A 20,838-nucleotide genomic window follows, 5' to 3' on the forward strand; every position below is an offset into this window, starting at 1 on the left:
TTATGACTATTTCAAGGGTGCCTTAGGGCACCTTTTTATTATTTAAAGATCACACAGTTTCATTTTAAGTCACTAAATATGCTTAATTTATTGTTGTGAATGCACTAGAATGTTGCTGATAAAAATTAGAATGGAGTCGTATTTTGACCGCACAAGTTGAACAAATATTTTTTAGTTTAATGCCAGGTAATTTGGTTGATCTACAAATAAACTCCCCGGTTAAATTTAGAACTAAAGCCACGTTAGTGGGCTACGAGATTGGTAAGTATATTATTCTCAAACATCCAGCTCCGCTTCAGATGAATAACCATCAAGATGTTTTTGCTCATGGTAATGGTGTGGTCGTGCGTTATTTGTTGGAAGGCCAGCAAGGTGAGTGTTTTGCATTTAAAACCACCATTAGAAACATCACTAAATTTCCTGAAAAATTCATATTTCTCACCTATCCCAAAGAAATTGAGAATCGTCAATTACGCACCCATCAACGCTTTGTGACCCATTTACCGTCTTCAATACAGGCAAGAGAAGACAGTGAAGGTAAGCTCGGCTCTGAACTCAAAGGGATTATTGCTGATATTTCTGCCAAGGGATGTGGCTTCTTGTTTAAGACCGACAATGAAAACCTAAAAGTTAACGAGAAAGACATTTTCGTTAATATTCGCAACGCCAATGACACGAATATCACCATACCAGCCAAAGTATGTAATAGCCGTTTTGAAAATGGCAAAGTCAATGTAGGTATTCAATTTGAAGACGACGACCCACAAATTAAAGCATTGCTTAATCAGCTGTTTATTGATCTGTAAGTGGCAGTAAAGCTTTTGATTGGCTATAAAAAAGGCGCATAGAGCGCCTCTTATATAAAATTAAACAAGCCTTAGGCTAATTTCAAGTCATGCTGCAAGCGATACATCACCATATCTTCAATGGTCAATACTGGCATATTGTGCTTTAAACCAAAGGCGACAATTTCAGGCGCTTTGGCCATAGTGCCGTCTTCGTTCGTTACTTCACACAAAACACCTGCAGGAGATAAACCGGCCATTTGCATTAAATCAACCGTGCCTTCAGTGTGACCACGGCGAGCCATAACGCCACCTGCACGCGCGCGCAGTGGAAATACATGTCCCGGACGAGCGAGGTCGCTGGCTTTCGCATTTACTGCTGTAGCCGTTTTTACTGTCGTTACTCGATCTTGAGCTGAAACGCCTGTAGTCACTCCTTCTTTAGCTTCAATTGAAACCGTAAAAGCAGTTTGGTTAGCACTGTTATTGTCTTGCACCATTGGCGGCAGTTCAAGTTTGTTGGCTTGCTCGTCCGTTAAACATAAACACACAATGCCGCTGCATTCGCGGATCATTAATGCCATTTGTTTTGCGGTTAAGTGCTCGGCTGAATAAATGATGTCACCTTCGTTTTCACGATCTTCATCATCGAGTAATAACACACCGTTACCTAATCGTAAGGCGGCTAAGGCTTTTTCAACACGTTCGATTGGATCACCAAATGGCGAAAGTAGTGTTAGCTGATTCATGGTTTACTCCTAAAAAAATACCAGAATCAGGGCTTTGAAGAGTGGCTTTACGCCAAACGAAATGCACCAGCATACCTAAGTAGTGGTGTTTTCTATTCTCTTTCATCCGGACTATAACCGTCGGCTCTGGACTGTTAGGCGTACTTCATGTGAAAACATGGCCTAAGTCACCAGATCTGCTGACCTCGAAAAATATCGAGCGCTCGCGGGCTCATCTTGGCGCATTTAGTCGCCTCGATTTACCGCCGGTGGGGAATTGCGCCCCGCCCTGAGAATTTAAATTGTGATGCTTAATAAAGTTAAGCGCGGCCATTTTATGGCAAAAATGACTATAAAAAAAGGGCTTATGCCCACAGTCTTAGATATAAAATGTCATCAAGAGTGGGGCGTTTTAGGGGGTGACTGGATAATTTTGTGAACAAACTTGCTCGCTGGTATGACCTCTGATAGCCTTTGCCGCTGACAAAGGAGTTGTAGCCCCATGAATTTATATTTTCGTCTGTTTTGGTTGTTTGTCTGGCGTATTCGTCACTGTAATCACATCGATTTTTTAGGTACCAGTCGTATTTCATATCGCGCATTACCGCTCGATTGCGATATCAATATGCATCTTACTAATTCTCGCTATCCTGCCTTTTTAGATTTAGCTCGTACTTATATGATTGCTGAAATGGGTTTAATGAAGCGATTTTTAAAACTTAAATGGCTGCCCATTGTAAACGCATCTGAGTTTACCTTTATTAAAGATATTAAGCCGCTGGAGAAATTTGACATTGAAACCAAGATAGTTGGTTGGGATGAGAAATATTTCTATATTGAGCAGCGCTTTGTATCTAATCGTGGGGTTCATTGTATTGCCCATGTGCGTGGTGTGTTTGTTTGCAAAGGTAAGCAAGTGCCTATCAGTAAGTTAATTGCCGAAGCGGGCTACGACGGCGCTATGCCAGTAATGACTGCTGAAGTGGTTAAGTGGAAACAATTTCTGCAAGTAAAAAAAGATCAGAATATTGCCCCTAAGCTGAGTCAGGTAGCATAATAAGCGCTAGTCATTTATTTAACGGGGTTAGCTTGTGGCCAAATTAGAAAAATTCAGCGATATTTTTGACCGCGCCAGTGAGCGTAAAGGTGGCAGTAAGGCGTTAGCTCATTTATTGCCTCTGACCCTTGAAGCGGATGAGATTGGTCAATTTTCTGATGCACAACTTTTGTCTGCCATGAGCAAGCAAGTGTTTCAAAGTGGCTTTGTGTGGCGGGTGGTTGAGAATAAATGGCCTGCGTATGAAAAAGCCTTCTTTGATTTTGAGCCGTTTAAAGTATTGATGCTGTCGCCTGATCAAATTCAACAGCGTGCCACTGACGCAACGCTTATTCGCCATCAAAAGAAAACCCAGTCGATTGTTGATAATGCCTATATGGTGCAGCAGATAGCTGCTGAGTATGGCAGCTTTGCTGAGTTTATTGGCAACTGGCCGTCGGAAGATATCACTGGGCTTTGGCAAGTATTAAAAAAGAAAGGCAACCGTTTAGGCGGTAATACTGGGCCGTATTTTTTACGCAATATTGGTAAGGATACGTTTTTATTAACCACTGATGTGCAGTCATATCTCAAAGCCACTAATGTCGTTGATGCAGGTTTTACATCGCAAACGGCATTGCGCCAATCCCAAGCTGCGTTTAATCAGTGGCAGCAAGAATCAGGGTTAACCCTTGCCGAAATTAGTCGTATCATTTCATTGAGTGTAGGCGATAACCGGGTTTAAGCAGGGGTGATTTGGTAGCGACTTAAAAACATTTTTGCGCTTTCATCGGCTAAATGCTGTCTTTGTTGATCATTTAACAGTGGGTTACAGGTTAAAATTTGCGGCCAAAAACATTGGCCTTTGATTAAATGCAGCAGTTGTTCATTGGCAAACATCGCATCTTCTATTTGAATCCTTCCATCTAAAGCTGCGGCTTTAATCCAGCGTAATATCGCCGTTTCATGCTGTTTCATTTTTTCAATTTCACGAACCATTTCTTCACTATTGTAAAATAAGTGCCCAATAGCGACTCGGGCCATATCAATATGCTCTCGAGAGTTCATAAATTGAATCTCGGTCAAAATGATGGCTGATAACTGCGAAAACAGCGCTTGTTGCGGCTGATATTGCCCTTGATTGCTGGCCATGGCTTCAAACCATAACTCACTTACAAGGTGCATGACTAAGGCTTCTTTAGTGGCGAAGTGATTGTAAACAGTGCGCTTAGACACTTGTGCCTCTTCTGCCAGTTTATCCATGCTGGTCGCCGCTACACCTAGTTTTTTGAACATCCGCTTGGCTGCGTCAACTATGGCCTCATGCTTTTGCTGGCTGAGGGTTTTCTTGGTTATTGTCATATCTGTTTACAAATCTTCGCTGGGAGTCGTGCAAGTATATTACACTGAGTAGTTTACTTTTCAACAACAAATCCATAAACTGCACCGTGTAGTTTACTTTTTTTGGCGTTAATATGAAATATTGGTTATTTATTGTTGGAGTGTTGATGGTGTCGTTTAGCTTAAAAGCATGGTGCAGCTATGATAAAAATGCGCAAGAAACTCACGAGAAATTTCAAAATACCGAGATTAACTATCAATCAGGTTTAAGTGATATTTGGCAAATAGTAAAAAGTTATTTTACCGTCAAAAGAGCACACCCAACACCTGTAAAGCCGGTGCCTGTTTTGCCACTGACGACATTGAGCTTAAGCTTCAGTACTGAAGATCAAATATTTAGATTAGGTCATTCAACATTACTCATCCGCTTGGACGGTGAATATATCTTGTTAGATCCTGTCTTTAGCGAACGTGCATCTCCAGTTCAATGGGCTGGGCCAAAACGATTTCATCAATCGCCAATAAGTATTGAACAATTACCTGCTATTAAGACGGTCATTATTAGTCATGATCATTATGATCATCTTGATAAAGCGGCCGTTATGGCCTTAAACAAGAAAGTTGAGCATTTTGTGACGCCATCAAAAGTGGGCGATCACCTTATTGATTGGGGGATTAGCGCAAGTAAAGTGTCGCAATTGGCTTGGTGGCAAGAACTGAATTTGGCGGGGCTGACGTTAGTCGCTACCCCTGCACAGCACTTTTCTGGGCGTGGGCTATTCGATCGTGATACTACGTTATGGGCAAGTTGGGTGATCCAAGGCGAGAAAAACAAACTATTCTTTAGTGGTGATGGCGGTTACTTCTCAGGTTTTAAAGACATTGGTGAGCGTTATGGGCCATTTGATATCACCATGATTGAAACTGGCGCCTATAATGAATTATGGAGTGACATTCATATGATGCCTGAACAGAGCTTACAGGCGCATATTGATTTAAACGGCGCAGATTTTCAGCAAAGCGCCATGTTACCAATCCATAATGGTACTTTCGATTTATCATTACATGACTGGTTTGAGCCATTAGAGCGTATTACGACCTTAGCCGAGCAAGCGAATATACCAGTGCTAACACCGATATTTGGTGAGGCGGTTTCAGTTGATTTCCCTACTCAGGCAGCCTACTGGTGGCGTGATATGCTGACAGAGCCTACTGTCGCAATGCAAGCGCAATAATTAATATCGTATGAGGATATTTTTTTAGAATTTAATACTAGGCGCACACCTTTTTTAATGAGAATGGTGTATATTTACGCACTTTGTAAAATGCGAGGTAAATTGCCAGTTAACCTTTTTGTAACACTTTCGTGTGTATTTTTTGTTGTTGCTACAGCTAAGTCAACAAAGCGTATACAAAGTGTCTAAGTTTATTATTTGTTTACAATTTATAATTTTTTAATTGGTTGTAATGGTTGTTGAGCTCGCAAGTGTATGGGATAACAACGTCCATTAAAATTTCAAGCTTAAAACGTTGAAAAACGTTGAAATATATATCCAGCAAATATTTACCCTTCAAACAAGGTGAAATTTACTGATGATGTCATTAGGAGTAGGAGCAGTCATGCGCAAAGCACTGAAAATAGCCTCAGTTATCACTGCGGCTTTATGGATTACCGCTTGTGGTCAAGCCGAACAAGGCCAAGGCCAACAAAAAGCACCACCCGCACCAGTAGGGGTGATGAGTGTGACTGAGCAATCTCAAGCCATTTATGTTGAATTACCAGGTCGTAGTCGTGCTTTTTTAGAAGCGGAAGTACGCCCACAGGTATCAGGCATCATCACCAACCGTGGTTTTGTTGAAGGTAAAGATGTCGAAGCGGGTCAGTCACTGTATCAAATTGACTCTGCAACTTACAAAGCTGCTTTAACCAGTGCAGAAGCTGATTTAGCCAGTGCAAATGCATCATTGTATTCAGCTAAGTCGACTGCAGAGCGTTATGCTACTCTGGTAAAAACTAATGCGGTAAGTAAGCAAGATTTTGATGTGGCAGATGCTGCGTATAAAGAAGCTATTGCCAATGTAACGGTTGCTGAAGCCGCCATCAATACTGCAAAAATTAACCTTGAATATACTGAAGTACGTGCACCAATCTCTGGTCGTATTGGCACATCAAGTGTTACTCCTGGCGCGTTAGTTACTGCGAATCAGTCAAATACCTTGGCTAAGATCCAACAGCTTGATCCAATTAATATCGATATTGCTCAATCAAGTGCGCAATTATTACGTCTTAAGTCAAAACTTAGACAAGGTAAATTACAGCAAAGCGAAAATGCTGAAGTGACCCTTATTCTTGAAGACGGTAGCATTTACGAGAACGTAGGTACATTGCAGTTCTCTGAAGTAAGCGTCAATGAAGCAACAGGTTCTGTAATTATTCGTGCTGAATTCCCTAACCCTGATGGGGTGTTGTTGCCTGGTATGTATGTGCGCGCGATTTTAAATGCCGGACAAGATCCATCAGCCATTTTAGTGCCGCAAAAAGCCATTACCCGTAACACAAAAGGTGAAGCGGTAGCTATGATTGTTAATGCTGATAATCAAGCTGAAGCGCGCGTGGTGAAAACAGCAGAGGTGATTAATCACCAATGGCGTATTACTGAAGGCTTAAAGGCTGGCGACAAATTGATTGTCGAAGGTCTGCAAAAAGTTCGTCCTGGCGCTGAAGTTGCTCCACAAGTTTTAACCGAAAACACTCCAACTAAATAGGGTAACGTTATGGCTCGTTTCTTTATCGATCGCCCTATTTTTGCATGGGTGATCTCAATTCTAATCATGTTGGCAGGGGTCTTAGCAATTAAAGATCTTCCTGTGGCGCAGTACCCGAGTATTGCACCGCCAACAGTTGAAATAACCGCGTTTTATCCTGGCGCGTCTGCAAAGACCATGGAAGATACAGTAACTCAGGTTATTGAACAACGTATGACGGGTATTGACCATCTGCGTTATATTGCCTCAAGCAGTGATAGTTTTGGTAATGCAAAAATCACCTTAACCTTTAATGCTGAAGCCGATCCGGATATTGCTCAAGTACAAGTGCAAAATAAGCTGCAAGCTGCGATGACCTTGTTACCGCAAGAGGTGCAATCTCAGGGTGTTAACGTGGTTAAATCAAGTGCTGGTTTCTTGATGGTTGCAGCGTTTGTATCTGAAGATGGTTCGCTGGATAAAACCGATATTGCCGATTATGTTGCTGCCAATATTCAAGATCCGTTAAGCCGTGTTGCTGGTGTAGGTGAATTGCAATTATTCGGAGCCCAATATGCAATGCGTATTTGGCTTGATCCGTTAAAGCTGACGCAATACAACTTAACTAGTATTGATGTTATGGCCGCGATTCGTGAGCAAAATGCGCAGATTTCAGCGGGTCAATTAGGTGGTGCGCCATCAATTGCTGGCCAAGAATTAAATGCGACCATTACTGCCCAAAGCCGTTTGCAAACTCCTGAGCAATTTAAAGGGATTATTCTCAAATCTGACACCTCTGGTGCTAACGTTTACCTGAGCGACGTAGCTCGCGTTGCACTGGGTTCTGAAAGCTACTCAGTGGAATCATTCTTTAACGGTAAACCCGCTGCTGGTATTGGTGTGCAGTTAGCCACAGGTGCTAACGCGCTTGATACCGCAAAAAATGTTCGTGAAATGCTTGCTGACTTGCAAACTTATTTCCCTGACAGCTTAGAGATTTATTACCCATATGACACTACGCCATTTGTTGAGAAATCAATTGAAGGTGTTGTGCATACCCTTATCGAAGCAGTGATTTTAGTGTTCCTGATCATGTATCTGTTCTTGCAGAACTTCAGAGCAACACTAATTCCAACGATTGCGGTACCCGTGGTATTACTTGGTACATTCGCCATTTTATCAGCGACTGGTTTCTCTATTAACACCTTAACCATGTTCGCTATGGTACTGGCTATTGGTCTGTTAGTAGATGATGCGATTGTTGTGGTGGAAAACGTCGAGCGTGTTATGTCTGAAGAGGGCTTAAGCCCACTTGAAGCCACCCGCAAATCGATGGATCAAATTACTGGCGCACTTGTGGGTATTGGTTTAACCCTGTCAGCAGTATTCGTACCTATGGCATTTATGTCAGGTTCAACTGGTGTTATTTATCGTCAGTTCTCGATTACGATTGTGTCTGCAATGGCGCTGTCTGTTTTAATCGCGATGATTTTAACCCCGGCATTATGTGCCACCATGCTTAAACCAATTCCAAAAGGCCATACCCATATTAATACTGGGTTCTTTGGCTGGTTTAACCGTAACTTTGATAAGTTAACCTCGCGCTATGAAGCGGGTGTAGCAAAAATCCTTAAGCGTACTGTGCGCATGATGGGTGTCTATCTTGTACTGGTTATCGCGACTGGTTGGATTTTCATGCGCATGCCAACAGCATTCTTGCCAGATGAAGACCAAGGCATCTTGTTTACCCAAGCAATTTTGCCAACTAACTCGACTCAAGAAAGCACCATGAAAGTGCTTGAGGATGTGAGTGACTATTACTTGGAAGAAGAAGGCGATATCGTTAAATCTGTATTTAGTGTTGCAGGTTTCAGTTTCGCTGGCTCTGGTCAAAACATGGGTATTGCTTTCGTCGGTCTTGAAGACTGGGCTGAACGTGGTGGTGAAGGGCAAGATGTTCAATCCTTGTCTAACCGTGCAATGGGTCGTTTCATGCAGATGAAAGACGCCTTAGTGTTTGCCTTTGTACCGCCAGCGGTAATTGAATTAGGCACGGCCAATGGTTTTGATATGTACCTGCAAGATCGTAGTGGTCAAGGTCATGAGGCGTTAATTGCAGCCCGTAATCAGTTATTAGGTATGGCAGCGCAGAATCCGAACCTTGTGGGCGTACGTCCTAATGGGCAAGAAGATGCACCTATGTACCAAATCCATGTTGATCAAGCTAAAATTCGCGCCTTAGGTGTGGATATCGATGATGTAAACAGTGTACTAGCAACCGCTTATGGTGGTTCGTATGTGAATGACTTTATCGACCGTGGTCGCGTTAAGAAAGTATACGTACAAGGTGATGCTGAATACCGTATGCAACCAAGTGATTTAGAAACCTGGTTTGTGCGTAACTCAAAAGGTGAAATGGTACCTTTCTCGGCCTTTACTACTGGTTCATGGGAATTTGGTTCGCCACAATTACAACGCTTTAACGGTTTACCAGCGGTCAATATTCAAGGTGCAACTATGCCCGGATATAGCTCTGGTGATGCAATGCTTGATTTCGAGAGAATGGTGCAAGATTTACCACCAGGGTTTGGTATCGAGTGGAATGGCTTATCTTATGAAGAGAGATTATCAGGTAACCAGGCACCAGCGTTATACGCACTATCTATTTTAGTGGTATTCCTTGTACTAGCAGCACTTTATGAAAGTTGGACGGTACCATTTGCGGTAATCCTAGTTGTGCCATTAGGGGTTATCGGGGCACTGCTGGCGATGAATGGTCGTGGTTTACCTAACGATGTATTTTTCCAAGTAGGTCTACTGACGACGGTAGGGCTGGCAACCAAGAATGCCATCTTGATTGTAGAATTCGCCAAAGACTTCTATGACAAGGGTGCAGGACTGGTTGAAGCGACTTTGCACGCAGTGCGAGTACGTTTACGTCCAATCTTGATGACATCTCTAGCCTTTGGTTTAGGTGTTGTACCGCTAGCAATTAGTACCGGTGTTGGTTCTGGTAGTAAGAATGCACTAGGTACAGGCGTACTTGGTGGCATGATGAGTTCTACCTTTATTGGTATCTTCTTAATCCCACTGTTCTTCGTGGTGGTTGAGAAAATCTTCAATAAGAAAGAGCGTAAAGGTTATGTACCACCTGAAACGAAAAGTGATTCAGCTGAATAAGCGCTAATCACTGTAGTTATCCTTAAAAAGCCCAGCAGATGCTGGGCTTTTTGTTGCTCGTTATTTAAGGCTTATTGCCTTTAATCAGCCATGCTATCGCTTAAGTTGATGAGCTGACTCAGGGAGAAGTGCGCCGTTACTGTGACCTAACATAGTGAGATATGCTTAATGGCATGGGCGCAGGTTAACGGCGCTATGACAAGAACGACCGGATCAGTGGCAACACCTTGTATTGCAATAACTCGAGTCAGTTAAGTTGAGTTCGATGCTTTGGTTGCAGAACCTCGGTTATAGCTAGCAAATGCAACTAACCCAATTCCTGTTATTAATGAAATAGTGCCATCAATGAAATACTCCTATCAATAAATACCTATCAATGAATCCCTATCAATGAATACCTATCAATGAATACCCCTCCATGAAAGAGTCACTGTCAAAAACGCAATAAAAAGCCCTGTAAATACAGGGCTAATAAGCTAATCAGTTTCAGTCATTATGGTATGACAACGACATTCATTATGGCGTGTAATAAGTTGCAGCGCCAGGACCTACAGGGAAGCCTAAAACAAATACCCATAGGAAGAAGAACAGCGTCCAACCGATAAAGAACACGATTGAGTAAGGCAGCATGGTGGCAATCAAGGTACCGATACCTAGATTCTTCTTATAACGGCTTGCAACCGCCAGAATTAGACCGAAATAGCTCATCATTGGCGTTATCAAGTTAGTGACCGAATCACCTATTCGATACGCTGCCTGAATGGTTTCAGGGGCATAGCCTACTAGCATTAACATAGGTACAAATATCGGCGCAGTAACTGCCCATTGCGCCGAAGCACTACCGAGCATTAAGTTGATAAAACCACACAACATAATAAACAGTACAAATACTAATGGCCCAGTTAAACCAATACTGCTCAAGGCATCCGCGCCAGTTACCGCTAATACCGCGCCTAAATTGGTCCATTTAAAGAAAGCCACAAACTGCGAGGCAAAAAATACCAACACAATATACATACCCATGGTACTCATACTGTGAGACATGGCATTAATGATGTCGGTGTCTTTTTTCATGCTGCCGACCACTTTACCGTACACCAAGCCCGGGATAGCAAAGCCGATAAAGATAAACGCCACAATGCCTTTTAAAAATGGTGAGCCTGAAACTAAGCCGGTTTCAGGATTTCGTAGTGGGGCGCCTTCAGGAATAATGGTCAATGCCAATAAGCTTGATAAGACCAATACAGAGAAACCCGCCACCTTTAAGGCATGTTTTTCTTCTGTAGTGACAATATCCATTTTCTGTTCAGATAAGTCATCAGCCGCTTCAGATACATCGTATTTTCCTAGTTTGGGTTCAACGATTTTTTCGGTAACCAGTGCGCCTAATATAGTGATTAAAAAGGTCGACACAAACATGAAGTACCAGTTGACCTCTGGGCCAACAATATAATCTGGGTCAATCATTTGCGCCGCAGCTTCAGTGATACCTGATAGTAAAGGGTCGACCGTGCCTAATAGTAAGTTAGCGCTGTAGCCACCGGATACCCCAGCAAAAGCGGCTGCTAATCCGGCTAAAGGATGACGCCCAAGGGAGTGAAATATCATTGCCGCCATTGGGATCAGCACCACATAACCTAGCTCTGATGCGGTATTGGACACAATACCCGCAAACACAATCGTTAGTGTAACAAGGCGCTTTGAAGTGCCCATGACCAATAAACGCATAGCGGCAGATAATAACCCTGAGCGCTCAGCAATACCGACACCCAGTAAGGCCACTAATACAGTGCCCAATGGGGTGAAGCCGGTAAAGTTAGTCACTAAGTTGGATACGATCATCCGCAAACCTTCAGCATTCATCAAGCTGACCACATGGATTAAGCCATCCTCACTGCGACCTGAGCTGCCCATAGGGCGAGGGTCTGCAACTGTCATTTCGAAATAACCCGCAATACCACTAATGGCAATGACAGCTAAGCAGAACATGGCAAATAAGGTAATTGGGTGAGGTAATAAATTGCCTAATCTTTCGACAATATTAAGAAAACGGACAAAGGTGCCACTTGAGGCGAGGTCCTGAGGCGTACCCTTATTAGGCACAGCTTTAGATGGATCAAGGTTCATGAATATCCCTTAAATAGGCTTAATTATTAGAGTTTGAGATTTTGCCAATCTACAGACTATATGACCTATTTTAAAATAAGCTTAAATCTAGGCGGAAAAAGCTGATAAATATCAGTTAACATCAAATTTTCATTGAGTCTAACTCAATAACAACTAATTATCGAAAAATAGCGCTATTTAGTTGTACTGATGTTGTAAGTTGGTATAAAAAACACTCACTCTTGTTTTTACTTAAAGTACTGTTTTGAAAGAATTAAAAAATATTTTTAATCATTTTGTTCTATATTTTTTACCTTTTTGAATGGTAGCGTCAAAGCTTGCTGTTAAGTTAAGCTTTTTAATGGTTTTAACCATGGTATTTGTCGGGTTTCTATATGAGTTGTAAAAAATCGTGCAAAAAACAACATCTGCATTGAGTGTATGTTTAGTGAACAGGGTGTTGATTCTTCGCTATGATGAGGCAAGCTAGTCAGTGCTCAATATAAACGTGATAATAATAATGATAAAAATACCTTTACATATTTTAGCTTCAAACTTGGCTTTTACGGTCAACACATACATAAAGCGATTACTCAGGCAGAGTTGCGCAAACGCCTTAATAAGCGGTTGCGGTGTAAGTTTACTGATCTTATTCAGCGCTTCCGTAACTGTTACCCAAGCCAATACCGGAGCTGGGTTTGAAATACAGGCACAGCAGAAAGCTAAAATTCAACTGACAATGACTGCGCCAGTTAAACCGCAAATAATTGCCAAAGCACAAACGCAGATTGAGCAAAGCAAACCGAATCAGAAACTTACTCCCACAGCAGCGTCGTTAGGATTAACTGAAAAATCGCCGCAAGCGGATAAAATTACTGCGTCGCAAAGTGAGCGCATAAAACCTCAAAAGCAGCTTGCAACCAGCACTAACGTGCAGCCTAAAGTGATTAAAGTGGCGACTATGCCGACGCCCCTAGCCCAAGCGCCCAAGCGTCAACAAGTCTTGCATGCGCCTATTGTGGTATTACCTTTAGCAAGTGACACGGGTGATGCTGAGTCTGGCTCTCAAGTTAAACCCCGCTCTCAAGTTAAACCAAAGAAACAACAGGTATTACACCCTCCGGTCGTGGCGCTTAAGCAGCCAGCAAAACCTGCTATGGTGTTAAAGCCCAAAGTGATTGTTGAACAAACTGCGATAAAATCTGCGGCTGTTGTAGAGCGTTATCAACCCCCAGCTAAGAAGCCCTCTTTGTCGCGTAAGCCGTCATTGGATAATGCAACGTCAACAGCGATGGTTTCAACTGCGTTAACAACAAAAAGCACCTTGACCGCAGGGAGCCAGACTAAAAAACCGAAGCGTAAAATTTATCAGTATGAGCAAAATGGCATTACCACCTTTTCAAATGTAGTGCCCACCATTAAGGACTTTGACGTTTTATTATATGACTGCTTTGCCTGCCAAATTGACTCCCAAGTTGATTGGCTGCTTATTCCCATATTTGCTTTCAAGCATAAAGAGTCAGTCAATGATGCAGCCAAACAGTTTAAGTTGGATCCCGCATTAATCCGTGCAGTTATTCATGCTGAATCGGCGTTTAACCCTAAAGCCCGCTCAAAAGTGGGTGCAATAGGCTTAATGCAATTAATGCCTGCCACAGCCAAAGAGTTGGGCGTGACCGATGCTTATAACGTGCGGCAGAATATTCTGGGTGGTAGCCAATATTTAGCGTACTTACTTGAACGATTTGATAATGATATTGAGCTTGCCTGCGCCGCCTATAATGCTGGCCCAACAACCGTGACTAAGTACCAAGGAATCCCGCCATACCCAGAGACTCAAGCCTATGTTGAGCGGGTAAAAATCTTGCTAAAACGCTATCAAGCAGCATTAGCGAGCTAATAATCTAAAGATTTAAGAGGATGATATGAACAGGGATACACACACAATAACCATAAAAAAGTGCTATCAAGTTATTGGCGTACTATCGCTATTAAGCGTTAATATTGTTGGGTTTAATGCGATTGCAGCCCAGCAAAGTCATCTCGCGCCATCAGAAGAAGATCTGCGTTTATATGATATTGCCACAGCGCCGCAGGCTAAGCGTTTACGCACAGATGTAGAAACGCTGGTGAGCTTTGGCACTCGTCATACCTTATCTGAAACACAATCTGATACCCAAGGTATTGGCGCAGCAAGGCGCTGGATTAAAGCTGAATTTGAACGGATATCTGCTGATTGTGGTGGCTGTTTAGAAGTTGTCATGGTGGGCGAAACGGTTAGTGGTAAACGCATTCCTGAACCCACTGAAGTGGTAAATGTATTTGCGATTCAGCGAGGCACAACAGATCCTAACCGCGTGGTAATGATGAGTGGTGATATTGACTCTCGGGTAACCGACCCGATGGATTTTACCTCGGTATCTCCGGGGGCCAATGATAATGCCTCTGGGGTTGCTGGCGCTTTAGAGGCCGCGCGAGTGCTGTCGAAATATCAATTCAATGGCACAATTGTTTATGCGGCGCTTTCAGGTGAAGAGCAAGGTTTATATGGCGGTGATGTGCTGATTAATTATGCTAAAAAGCATGACTGGCAAATCCAAGCGGTGTTGAACAATGACATGATTGGCAATATTGCTGGCATTAACGGGGTGATCAACAATTCTACTGTAAGAGTATTTTCTGAAGGGGTCAGAATTGCAGAAACTCCTGAGGAAGCCAAACAGCGTTATTTCAGCGGTGGCGAAAATGATTCCGCTTCACGTAATCTGGCACGAAAAATTAAATCCTTAGTTGATCAATACATGACTAACCTTGATGTGATGTTGGTATATCGTCTCGATCGCTTTGGCCGTGGCGGCCATCATTTACCGTTTAATAAAGCGGGTTACCCAGCTGTCAGAGTGATGGAAGCTAATGAGCATTATGATCGCCAGCATCAAGATATTCGCACTGAAAATGCTATTGAATATGGTGATGTGCTTGCTGGGGTGGATTTTGACTTTAATGCCAAGCTCACCGCACTTAATGCCATTAGTTTGGCTTCAATGGCGTGGGCACCAGAGCCGCCAAAAGGGGTGAACATCGAAGGTATTATGCAACCCGATACCAAACTGCAATGGCAGCCACAACCGAATAAGAATATATTAGGTTATCGGGTCTATTGGCGCTCAACGACTGAATCTGAATGGAGTCATAGTCGTTATGTTGGTAACGTGAATGAATTTATTATGAAAAACATGGTCATAGATAATTATGTCTACGGTGTTGCCAGTGTCGGCGACAACGGTAATACCAGTCCAGTGGTATTCCCTGGAGCAGCTGGTGCTTTTTAACTTTATGATTTATTGAGGATAAATATGAAAAGGATATTCATAGCTAGTTTAGTATCGGTTATTTTAGTTGGTATTAGCGGGTGCTCATCAATGACGGCACAAAATGCAACCTGTGATTTTATTCAGGGAGCGCATGATAGTGCTAAAGAACGTGAAGAGCGGGAAGCTAGGCCTGGGGCTACAGCATCTTTGAGTAAAAATAAGGATGTTCAAGAGGGGGTTATCTCTGCAATTTTTGGTTCTATTTTTCGTTCAAGTGATGATGAATGCGAATTGAAACCTTATACAAGCTGATAAACTTGAGTAATGCCCATGCAAATATGACATGGGCTTTTTTATTGAGCTTAAACCATTAAAAGAGCGGCTTAAGCTCAGTTAGTTTAAATTATTCAGGCACTTCTAACTTAACCACGGTTTTACCACCGCTTTGGCCAAGACAGCGCTCTAGGTAATCTAAGGTTTCTTTCGCGGTAGTATCTAGCTTCCATGGTGGGTTTACCACCCATAAGCCTGCTGCAGTCATACCAAATACATTATTATCAGGCGTAATTGATTGTTCAATCCGCAGCTGATTTTTTATACCACTATCAGCCAGTATTTTTAACATGGACTCAGTTTGAGCTCTATCAACCACCGGATACCACAGCATATAAACACCAGTAGCAAAGCGTTTGTGTGCTTTGATAATGGCATGGGCAACATCTTGATAATCGGTTTTCATTTCATAACTTGGATCAATCAAGGCAACCGCGCGGCGCTCAAGAGGAGGCACTGCAGCTATCAAACCTTTTAAGCCGTCACCTTTAACGACACGAACATGTCTGTCATCAGCAAACTGTTCATCAAGTGAAGCAAAATCAGTACCGTGTAACTCATGTAAAACCATGCGATCTTTTTCACGCATGTTCATATCAACAAAAGCAGGTGAACCCGGGTAAAAAGACAGTTCTTCTTCACCTTGATTGAAGTGTTTTACGTCTTCAATATAAAGCTGCAAAGGCTCAGGTAAATCATCTTTACCCCAAAGCTTGGCTACGCCATCTAAATATTCGCCGGTTTTCTTTGAAAACTCATCAGTTAGCGAGTAACCGCCAGCACCTGCATGGCTGTCGATATAGGCCATTGGCTTATCTTTTTTGTGCATCAGTTTAAGCACTTGCAGCAACATAGTGTGCTTGAGTACATCGGCATAATTGCCAGCATGAAAACCGTGGCGGTAACTTAACATGAGAGTGTCCGAAAATTAATAAGCAGTCGAAGCTGCAAGATAGCTACATTATAGGGGCTAAGTCTAAGCAGGTATAGGTATTCACTCTGGCGGGCTTTTGGCATAATAGGCTTGAGTCTATTAAATATCTGGAAATACTTTTGCAAATACCGATTTTTTTTAATCAGCAATATCCGTCACTGGTTGATATCAGTGAGCGTTGGGGTTTTGAGTGGAGTAAAGAAGCGCAGTTTGAATTACGCTTTGAGCACAACACCTTAAGCCTGCATAAACGAGATGAACCTAAATTAGATGGTATAAGTGTCGATTTTGTTTCCGGTGCTGTTGCTCATCGGCGTAAATTTGGTGGTGGTCGTGGTCAATCAATCGCCAAAGCGGTAGGCCTTAAACAAGGAGTAACCCCAACCGTGGTTGATGGCACTGCAGGATTAGGCCGCGATGCTTTTGTGTTGGCTAGCCTTGGTTGCAAAGTGATTATGGTTGAGCGCCATCCTGTTGTGGCTGCATTACTGGAAGATGGACTACGCCGTGCTTATGAAGACGCCGAAATCGGCGACTGGATGCGCGAGCGCATGAGTTTATTTCACGGCTCGAGCCTTAGCGCCTTAGCTGATGCCGCTAAAACATCGGGCACCGAAATTGATGTGGTGTATTTAGACCCCATGTATCCACATCGTGAAAAGTCAGCCTTGGTAAAAAAAGAAATGCGCGTATTCCAAACATTAGTGGGCGCTGATCTTGATGCCGATGGACTGCTTAAACCCGCGCATGCGTTGGCAACAAAACGGGTAGTCGTTAAACGTCCTGATTATGCGGAAGATTTAGATGGGGTAAAACCCAGTATGGTGATTGCTACCAAGAAAAATCGTTTTGATGTGTATGTGAAAGCAGCAATGAAATAAAAAGGTGGCAGGCTAATGCCACCTTTTGACACAAACTGTTATTTCTCTATATTGATAGACTTTGAAGGAAATAACACCGTATGGTTTGTTTTTGTTGCTTTAGCTACTGGTTGGTAAATTGAATCAACAGCTAATTGGCCAATATCGACCATCTCAACAGTCGCGGCAGTTTTATTGAAATATTCAATTTCAATGAGTTCATACATGTTCCAGCGAGGATAGATTAGTGGTTGCCACTCACCAGTTGACTGATTATCTTCGCGTCTCATGTCGACTTCTTGAACATAGATTCGTTGACCTATTTTTCCGTCGACAATGCTAAGTAAGTTCCATTCTCGGTAGCGACAATTTTGACTGTAATCATCATAGCAACCCAAACCAGTATGATTGAATCGCAGATTACCATTTTCGGTAATTTCCCAATTTAGGGGTTCTTTATAATAATCGGTTAAATTTGGAGGGAATTGGTCAACTGGTGAAGCGTATTTTGTTCCTATATTATCACTCTGTGTTTGAAAGCCAAACATGATGCCGCCATATGCATAACATTGCGCTTCAGTTGAGTAGCTATCACAATATTTTAATGTATCGTTATCCCATGATGCAGCTGTCCATTGGTTTACCATGGTTTGAAAATAATGCTTTTCCCCTGTAAGGGCACTGTTTTCGGTAAATGTCACTTCATCTTCAATTTGAAAGCCCAAACCAAACTCAACAGCAATCTGATCGCCACTTTTGACATCTACAACTTCATTAAGTACTGCATACTGCCCATCGAGGTAATCAATCAAATTGATATTGTGCTGAAATTCGCTAAAATTTAACGATAAACCCTCATCTGTGACAGTCCAAGAGAAGCTATCTTCCGAATCTAAGCTGACTCCCGTGCCATTTACGTTGAAATCAAGAATTTCAAATTCACTCGGGCTATATGGATCATTATTGCGAAATACTTCGAAGCCCCATAGGCCAACCATGCTCTCTGCGTCAAAAGCTTTATCACTGGTGACACTTTTACGCATTAAAATGTTTCTATCTTCCATTTCAAAGTCATAAGATTTGGCTTCGAATTGAAAATCAGCATCGTTGATAGCTAGAACAGTTTCTCTTTGCAAGGAAGATTCACGGAATGTGTCAATGACAGATCCAGATAAAATGCGGGTCAGGCTTGAGCTAACATTTTTATATTCAACAGGGACAAGTTCATAACCATGAGAGCGTAGAAGTGCCTTTTCTTCATTGGTTAAAGATTCGATAGAATCAACATATTGATTGATTATCAAACCATGTGCGTTTCTTGAAAAGTCTATTTCGATGGTGTTGTTATTCACAGACCAATCAAATTCTGATAAACCGTTAAAATTGGTAACGCTACCGATTCCAGTTTGGTTAAATTCATAGCGTTCACCGCTGCGTGCTACGAAGCTTTGCGCTGCCGCATCAGTTTGATAATAAATCGGGGCAACTTTTTCTGGTGTTAATAGATCCGTTAATTCAGGATTTTCAGTTATCTCTTCAATGTTTTTCTCTATAGCGCCTGGAAGCGATGTTTCGATGTTATCGAGTAATGTGTTGTAATTTTCGGGATTAGTAATACTACTAATAAGGCCGATACCTTCTTCTAAAATATCGTCTTCACTTTCAACCATAATATTAATTACTGCGGCGGCTTCAAGCACCAAGTCAGGGTTTAACTGGCTTTCAAGTCGCTGAACTTCTTCTTTGTAAGTTGGAATTTCACCATTATTGTTGGCTATTAATAAACTATATTGCGCTGTTGAAATTGCAGATATTGATAACTTGGTTGAATCTATGTTTGTTTGAGTATGAACGTTTTGATTGAGCGTCGACATAGCTGAAGAATCAGATTGTTCTGCTATGGTCATTGACTCTATGGAAGGGTATAAAATGGCTAATTGTTTTTCATTGGTTTCACCTACCATAATGGTGACTGATTTATTTATGTCCTCATCATCATCAATTGCCAGAGTGAAGCTAAACTCTCCAGCATCATTAGTTTGTGTGGTTTCTGATTCCGCGGCGACACTTGCAGTAATACTTGAATTGTTAAAACCATTTGCAGCTACTTTACCTGTTAATTGGTAAACGGTTTCAATGCGATTTATTACAAGGTTATAATCTATGGCTGTTTCAGCGCCATCATTGTCTACAACAGTGATGTTAAAACTGATAGCGGTGTCTACGTCAATTGCAGGTGTTACAAAAGTAATTGTATCGGTATTTTCGCCTGAGATATCTAAACTCGGCCCTGCAGTTTGAACCCATTTATAGCTAACAATAGTGCCATCTTCATCCGTTGCTATGACAGAAAGTGTTGAATTGGCTTTTTCAGTTAATGTCACATCATTAACTTGAATTGTAGGGGCCTTGTTTTCTGCTTTATCATCTGAAGAGCTTCCACATCCTCCCAAAATTGCACAAGAGACTAAGACGGAAAGTAGCTTTTTGTTATACATTATTTTTCCTTTAAGTTAATAATCACGAAATTTTTCAATGTTAATATATGATCAATTCGTTCGTAAAAGATGATAAATAATGTGACAATTTGTTTGCGCACTCCGCACTGTTACGTTTGTTATGTTATTGTTTTAAGGTTATATTGTTGCAAATGGTTAATTGTTTGCTTACTGAAGTACTGGTGTTGAGTTTGCGAGGGTAACGGATAATGCTACTCAAATATTTTTCGTATTGGTTATGAAAATATCTCAATATAGGCAGTTAAAAACGCTATAATGTGCACAGCAGTGTAAATGTAGCTGCATTCCTTTAATGACTATTTTTTACAGAGCCTTACATGACTGAAAAGCAACAGAATAATCCACTTCACGGCCTGAGTTTAGACATCATGATGACTGAGCTTGTTGATTTTTATGATTGGAAAGTACTTTATGCTGCAATGAGGTTGGAGTGCTTTAACCTTAATCCAAGTATGGAAGCGAGTATCAAGTTTCTTAAAAAAACCGAATGGGCTAGAGAGCGAGTTGAGTCTTTCTATCTTTATCGTTTTAAGCAAATGCCAAAAGGTACTGCTGAACAGTTTGAACTAAAGCCAAGAGCTCGCGGGTTTGCTGATGGTATCGTGCCACGTAAGCCACAAGAGTTAACGGTTGAGTTGTTAGATGAACAGCGCGCTAAAGCGACTGAGAATTACGAAGCGATGAAGGCTAAAAATCAGCGTCCTCGTTATGGTAGCGATAAGCCAAGACAACAAGATGCTTATGCGCAAAATCGTAGCTCAGATAAGTCGGGCGCCAAAAGACCTGCGCCATCACAAGACCCAACTAACCCTTGGGGTAAGTAACTCTCTGAGTTAATGGGTTTGAGATAAAACCCATCATTGATAATAAATGCCGCTATTATTGCAACGATAGCGGCATTTTTATTGCTCAAACTCTGTTAAAATGCACTCGGCAAGTCAATTGGCTGCATACAAG

15 protein-coding genes, 1 pseudogene and 1 riboswitch are annotated in these 20,838 nt (G+C 42.0%); of the genes and pseudogenes, 11 read left to right on the forward strand and 5 right to left on the reverse strand.

Going from position 1 to position 20,838, the window contains the following annotated elements; translation table 11 throughout:
• The first annotated feature begins 143 nt into the window (after positions 1-143).
• Positions 144-806: a flagellar brake protein gene (locus Q4546_RS05655; protein ID WP_303445860.1), complete on the forward strand. Its 663-nt coding sequence runs from the start codon at positions 144-146 to the stop codon at positions 804-806.
• 71 nt (positions 807-877) lie between these two features.
• On the opposite strand, the gene ribB is transcribed toward Q4546_RS05655, so the two are convergent.
• Entirely contained in the window at positions 878-1,534 is a 657-nt protein-coding gene (gene ribB, locus Q4546_RS05660) for a 3,4-dihydroxy-2-butanone-4-phosphate synthase (protein ID WP_102439380.1), read from the reverse strand.
• Positions 1,535-1,624: 90 nt separating this feature from the next.
• A riboswitch (FMN riboswitch) is annotated at positions 1,625-1,814 on the reverse strand.
• A 201-nt stretch (positions 1,815-2,015) separates the two neighbouring features.
• On the opposite strand from ribB, the gene Q4546_RS05665 reads away from it, so the two are divergent.
• Entirely contained in the window at positions 2,016-2,570 is a 555-nt protein-coding gene (locus Q4546_RS05665) for a thioesterase family protein (RefSeq protein ID WP_102439381.1), read from the forward strand.
• Positions 2,571-2,604: 34 nt separating this feature from the next.
• Positions 2,605-3,294 carry a DNA-3-methyladenine glycosylase I gene (locus Q4546_RS05670; protein WP_303445862.1) on the forward strand — a complete coding sequence of 230 codons (690 nt, stop codon included), beginning with the start codon at positions 2,605-2,607 and terminating at the stop codon, positions 3,292-3,294.
• On the opposite strand, the gene Q4546_RS05675 is transcribed toward Q4546_RS05670, so the two are convergent.
• Positions 3,291-3,911 (reverse strand): TetR/AcrR family transcriptional regulator, encoded by a 621-nt coding sequence (locus tag Q4546_RS05675; RefSeq protein WP_303445863.1) that lies wholly within the window; start codon positions 3,909-3,911, stop codon positions 3,291-3,293. The genes Q4546_RS05670 and Q4546_RS05675 overlap by 4 nt on opposite strands.
• A gap of 113 nt (positions 3,912-4,024) precedes the next feature.
• Here Q4546_RS05675 and Q4546_RS05680 point away from each other — a divergent pair, with 113 nt between their 5' ends.
• The 3 genes from Q4546_RS05680 to Q4546_RS05690 all read left to right on the forward strand — a co-directional run bounded on the left by Q4546_RS05680 (position 4,025) and on the right by Q4546_RS05690 (position 9,815).
• Positions 4,025-5,125, forward strand: coding sequence for an MBL fold metallo-hydrolase (locus Q4546_RS05680; RefSeq protein WP_102475964.1), 1,101 nt, complete (start codon positions 4,025-4,027; stop codon positions 5,123-5,125).
• A gap of 385 nt (positions 5,126-5,510) precedes the next feature.
• Positions 5,511-6,656, forward strand: coding sequence for an efflux RND transporter periplasmic adaptor subunit (locus tag Q4546_RS05685; RefSeq protein ID WP_303445864.1), 1,146 nt, complete (start codon positions 5,511-5,513; stop codon positions 6,654-6,656).
• A gap of 9 nt (positions 6,657-6,665) precedes the next feature.
• On the forward strand, positions 6,666-9,815 hold the full coding sequence (locus Q4546_RS05690; RefSeq protein ID WP_102439385.1) for an efflux RND transporter permease subunit: 3,150 nt from the start codon (positions 6,666-6,668) through the stop codon (positions 9,813-9,815).
• Between the two features lie 516 nt (positions 9,816-10,331).
• On the opposite strand, the gene Q4546_RS05695 is transcribed toward Q4546_RS05690, so the two are convergent.
• Complete coding sequence (locus Q4546_RS05695; RefSeq protein ID WP_102439386.1) at positions 10,332-11,942, reverse strand: AbgT family transporter; 1,611 nt, start codon at positions 11,940-11,942, stop codon at positions 10,332-10,334.
• 1,333 nt (positions 11,943-13,275) lie between these two features.
• Between Q4546_RS05695 and Q4546_RS05700 the strand changes: the two are divergent.
• The 3 genes and pseudogenes from Q4546_RS05700 to Q4546_RS05710 form a co-directional block, all read left to right on the forward strand.
• Positions 13,276-13,821: pseudogene (locus Q4546_RS05700) on the forward strand (lytic transglycosylase domain-containing protein); the annotation flags it as partial.
• Positions 13,822-13,846: 25 nt separating this feature from the next.
• Entirely contained in the window at positions 13,847-15,253 is a 1,407-nt protein-coding gene (locus Q4546_RS05705; protein WP_303445866.1) for a M28 family metallopeptidase, read from the forward strand.
• Positions 15,254-15,277: 24 nt separating this feature from the next.
• Positions 15,278-15,547 carry a hypothetical protein gene (locus Q4546_RS05710; RefSeq protein ID WP_102439388.1) on the forward strand — a complete coding sequence of 90 codons (270 nt, stop codon included), beginning with the start codon at positions 15,278-15,280 and terminating at the stop codon, positions 15,545-15,547.
• Between the two features lie 91 nt (positions 15,548-15,638).
• Here Q4546_RS05710 and Q4546_RS05715 read toward each other — a convergent pair whose 3' ends face one another.
• A complete protein-coding gene (locus Q4546_RS05715; protein ID WP_303445867.1) occupies positions 15,639-16,481 on the reverse strand; it encodes a 23S rRNA (adenine(2030)-N(6))-methyltransferase RlmJ in 843 nt (280 codons plus the stop codon).
• 134 nt (positions 16,482-16,615) lie between these two features.
• Here Q4546_RS05715 and Q4546_RS05720 point away from each other — a divergent pair, with 134 nt between their 5' ends.
• Complete coding sequence (locus Q4546_RS05720) at positions 16,616-17,383, forward strand: class I SAM-dependent methyltransferase (RefSeq protein WP_303445906.1); 768 nt, start codon at positions 16,616-16,618, stop codon at positions 17,381-17,383.
• 38 nt (positions 17,384-17,421) lie between these two features.
• Here the strand turns inward: Q4546_RS05720 and Q4546_RS05725 are convergent, their stop codons facing one another.
• Positions 17,422-19,860, reverse strand: a complete 2,439-nt coding sequence (locus tag Q4546_RS05725; protein ID WP_303445868.1) for a hypothetical protein — start codon at positions 19,858-19,860, stop codon at positions 17,422-17,424.
• A 338-nt stretch (positions 19,861-20,198) separates the two neighbouring features.
• On the opposite strand from Q4546_RS05725, the gene Q4546_RS05730 reads away from it, so the two are divergent.
• Entirely contained in the window at positions 20,199-20,705 is a 507-nt protein-coding gene (locus Q4546_RS05730) for a VF530 family DNA-binding protein (RefSeq protein WP_102475959.1), read from the forward strand.
• The last annotated feature ends 133 nt before the right edge of the window (positions 20,706-20,838 follow it).

Origin of the sequence: Shewanella sp. 4_MG-2023 (assembly GCF_030548015.1) — a bacterium.
Classification (GTDB): Bacteria; Pseudomonadota; Gammaproteobacteria; order Enterobacterales; family Shewanellaceae; genus Shewanella.

Excerpts from the sequence above, each read along its gene's own strand:
- ribB (WP_102439380.1), bottom strand. The coding sequence starts at position 1,534 with ATGAATCAGCTAACACTACTTTCGCCATTTGGTGATCCAATCGAACGT.
- Q4546_RS05665 (WP_102439381.1), top strand. The coding sequence starts at position 2,016 with ATGAATTTATATTTTCGTCTGTTTTGGTTGTTTGTCTGGCGTATTCGT.
- Q4546_RS05675 (WP_303445863.1), bottom strand. The coding sequence starts at position 3,911 with ATGACAATAACCAAGAAAACCCTCAGCCAGCAAAAGCATGAGGCCATA.
- Q4546_RS05680 (WP_102475964.1), top strand. The coding sequence starts at position 4,025 with ATGAAATATTGGTTATTTATTGTTGGAGTGTTGATGGTGTCGTTTAGC.
- Q4546_RS05685 (WP_303445864.1), top strand. The coding sequence starts at position 5,511 with ATGCGCAAAGCACTGAAAATAGCCTCAGTTATCACTGCGGCTTTATGG.
- Q4546_RS05690 (WP_102439385.1), top strand. The coding sequence starts at position 6,666 with ATGGCTCGTTTCTTTATCGATCGCCCTATTTTTGCATGGGTGATCTCA.
- Q4546_RS05695 (WP_102439386.1), bottom strand. The coding sequence starts at position 11,942 with ATGAACCTTGATCCATCTAAAGCTGTGCCTAATAAGGGTACGCCTCAG.
- Q4546_RS05705 (WP_303445866.1), top strand. The coding sequence starts at position 13,847 with ATGAACAGGGATACACACACAATAACCATAAAAAAGTGCTATCAAGTT.
- Q4546_RS05710 (WP_102439388.1), top strand. The coding sequence starts at position 15,278 with ATGAAAAGGATATTCATAGCTAGTTTAGTATCGGTTATTTTAGTTGGT.
- Q4546_RS05715 (WP_303445867.1), bottom strand. The coding sequence starts at position 16,481 with ATGTTAAGTTACCGCCACGGTTTTCATGCTGGCAATTATGCCGATGTA.
- Q4546_RS05725 (WP_303445868.1), bottom strand. The coding sequence starts at position 19,860 with ATGTATAACAAAAAGCTACTTTCCGTCTTAGTCTCTTGTGCAATTTTG.
- Q4546_RS05730 (WP_102475959.1), top strand. The coding sequence starts at position 20,199 with ATGACTGAAAAGCAACAGAATAATCCACTTCACGGCCTGAGTTTAGAC.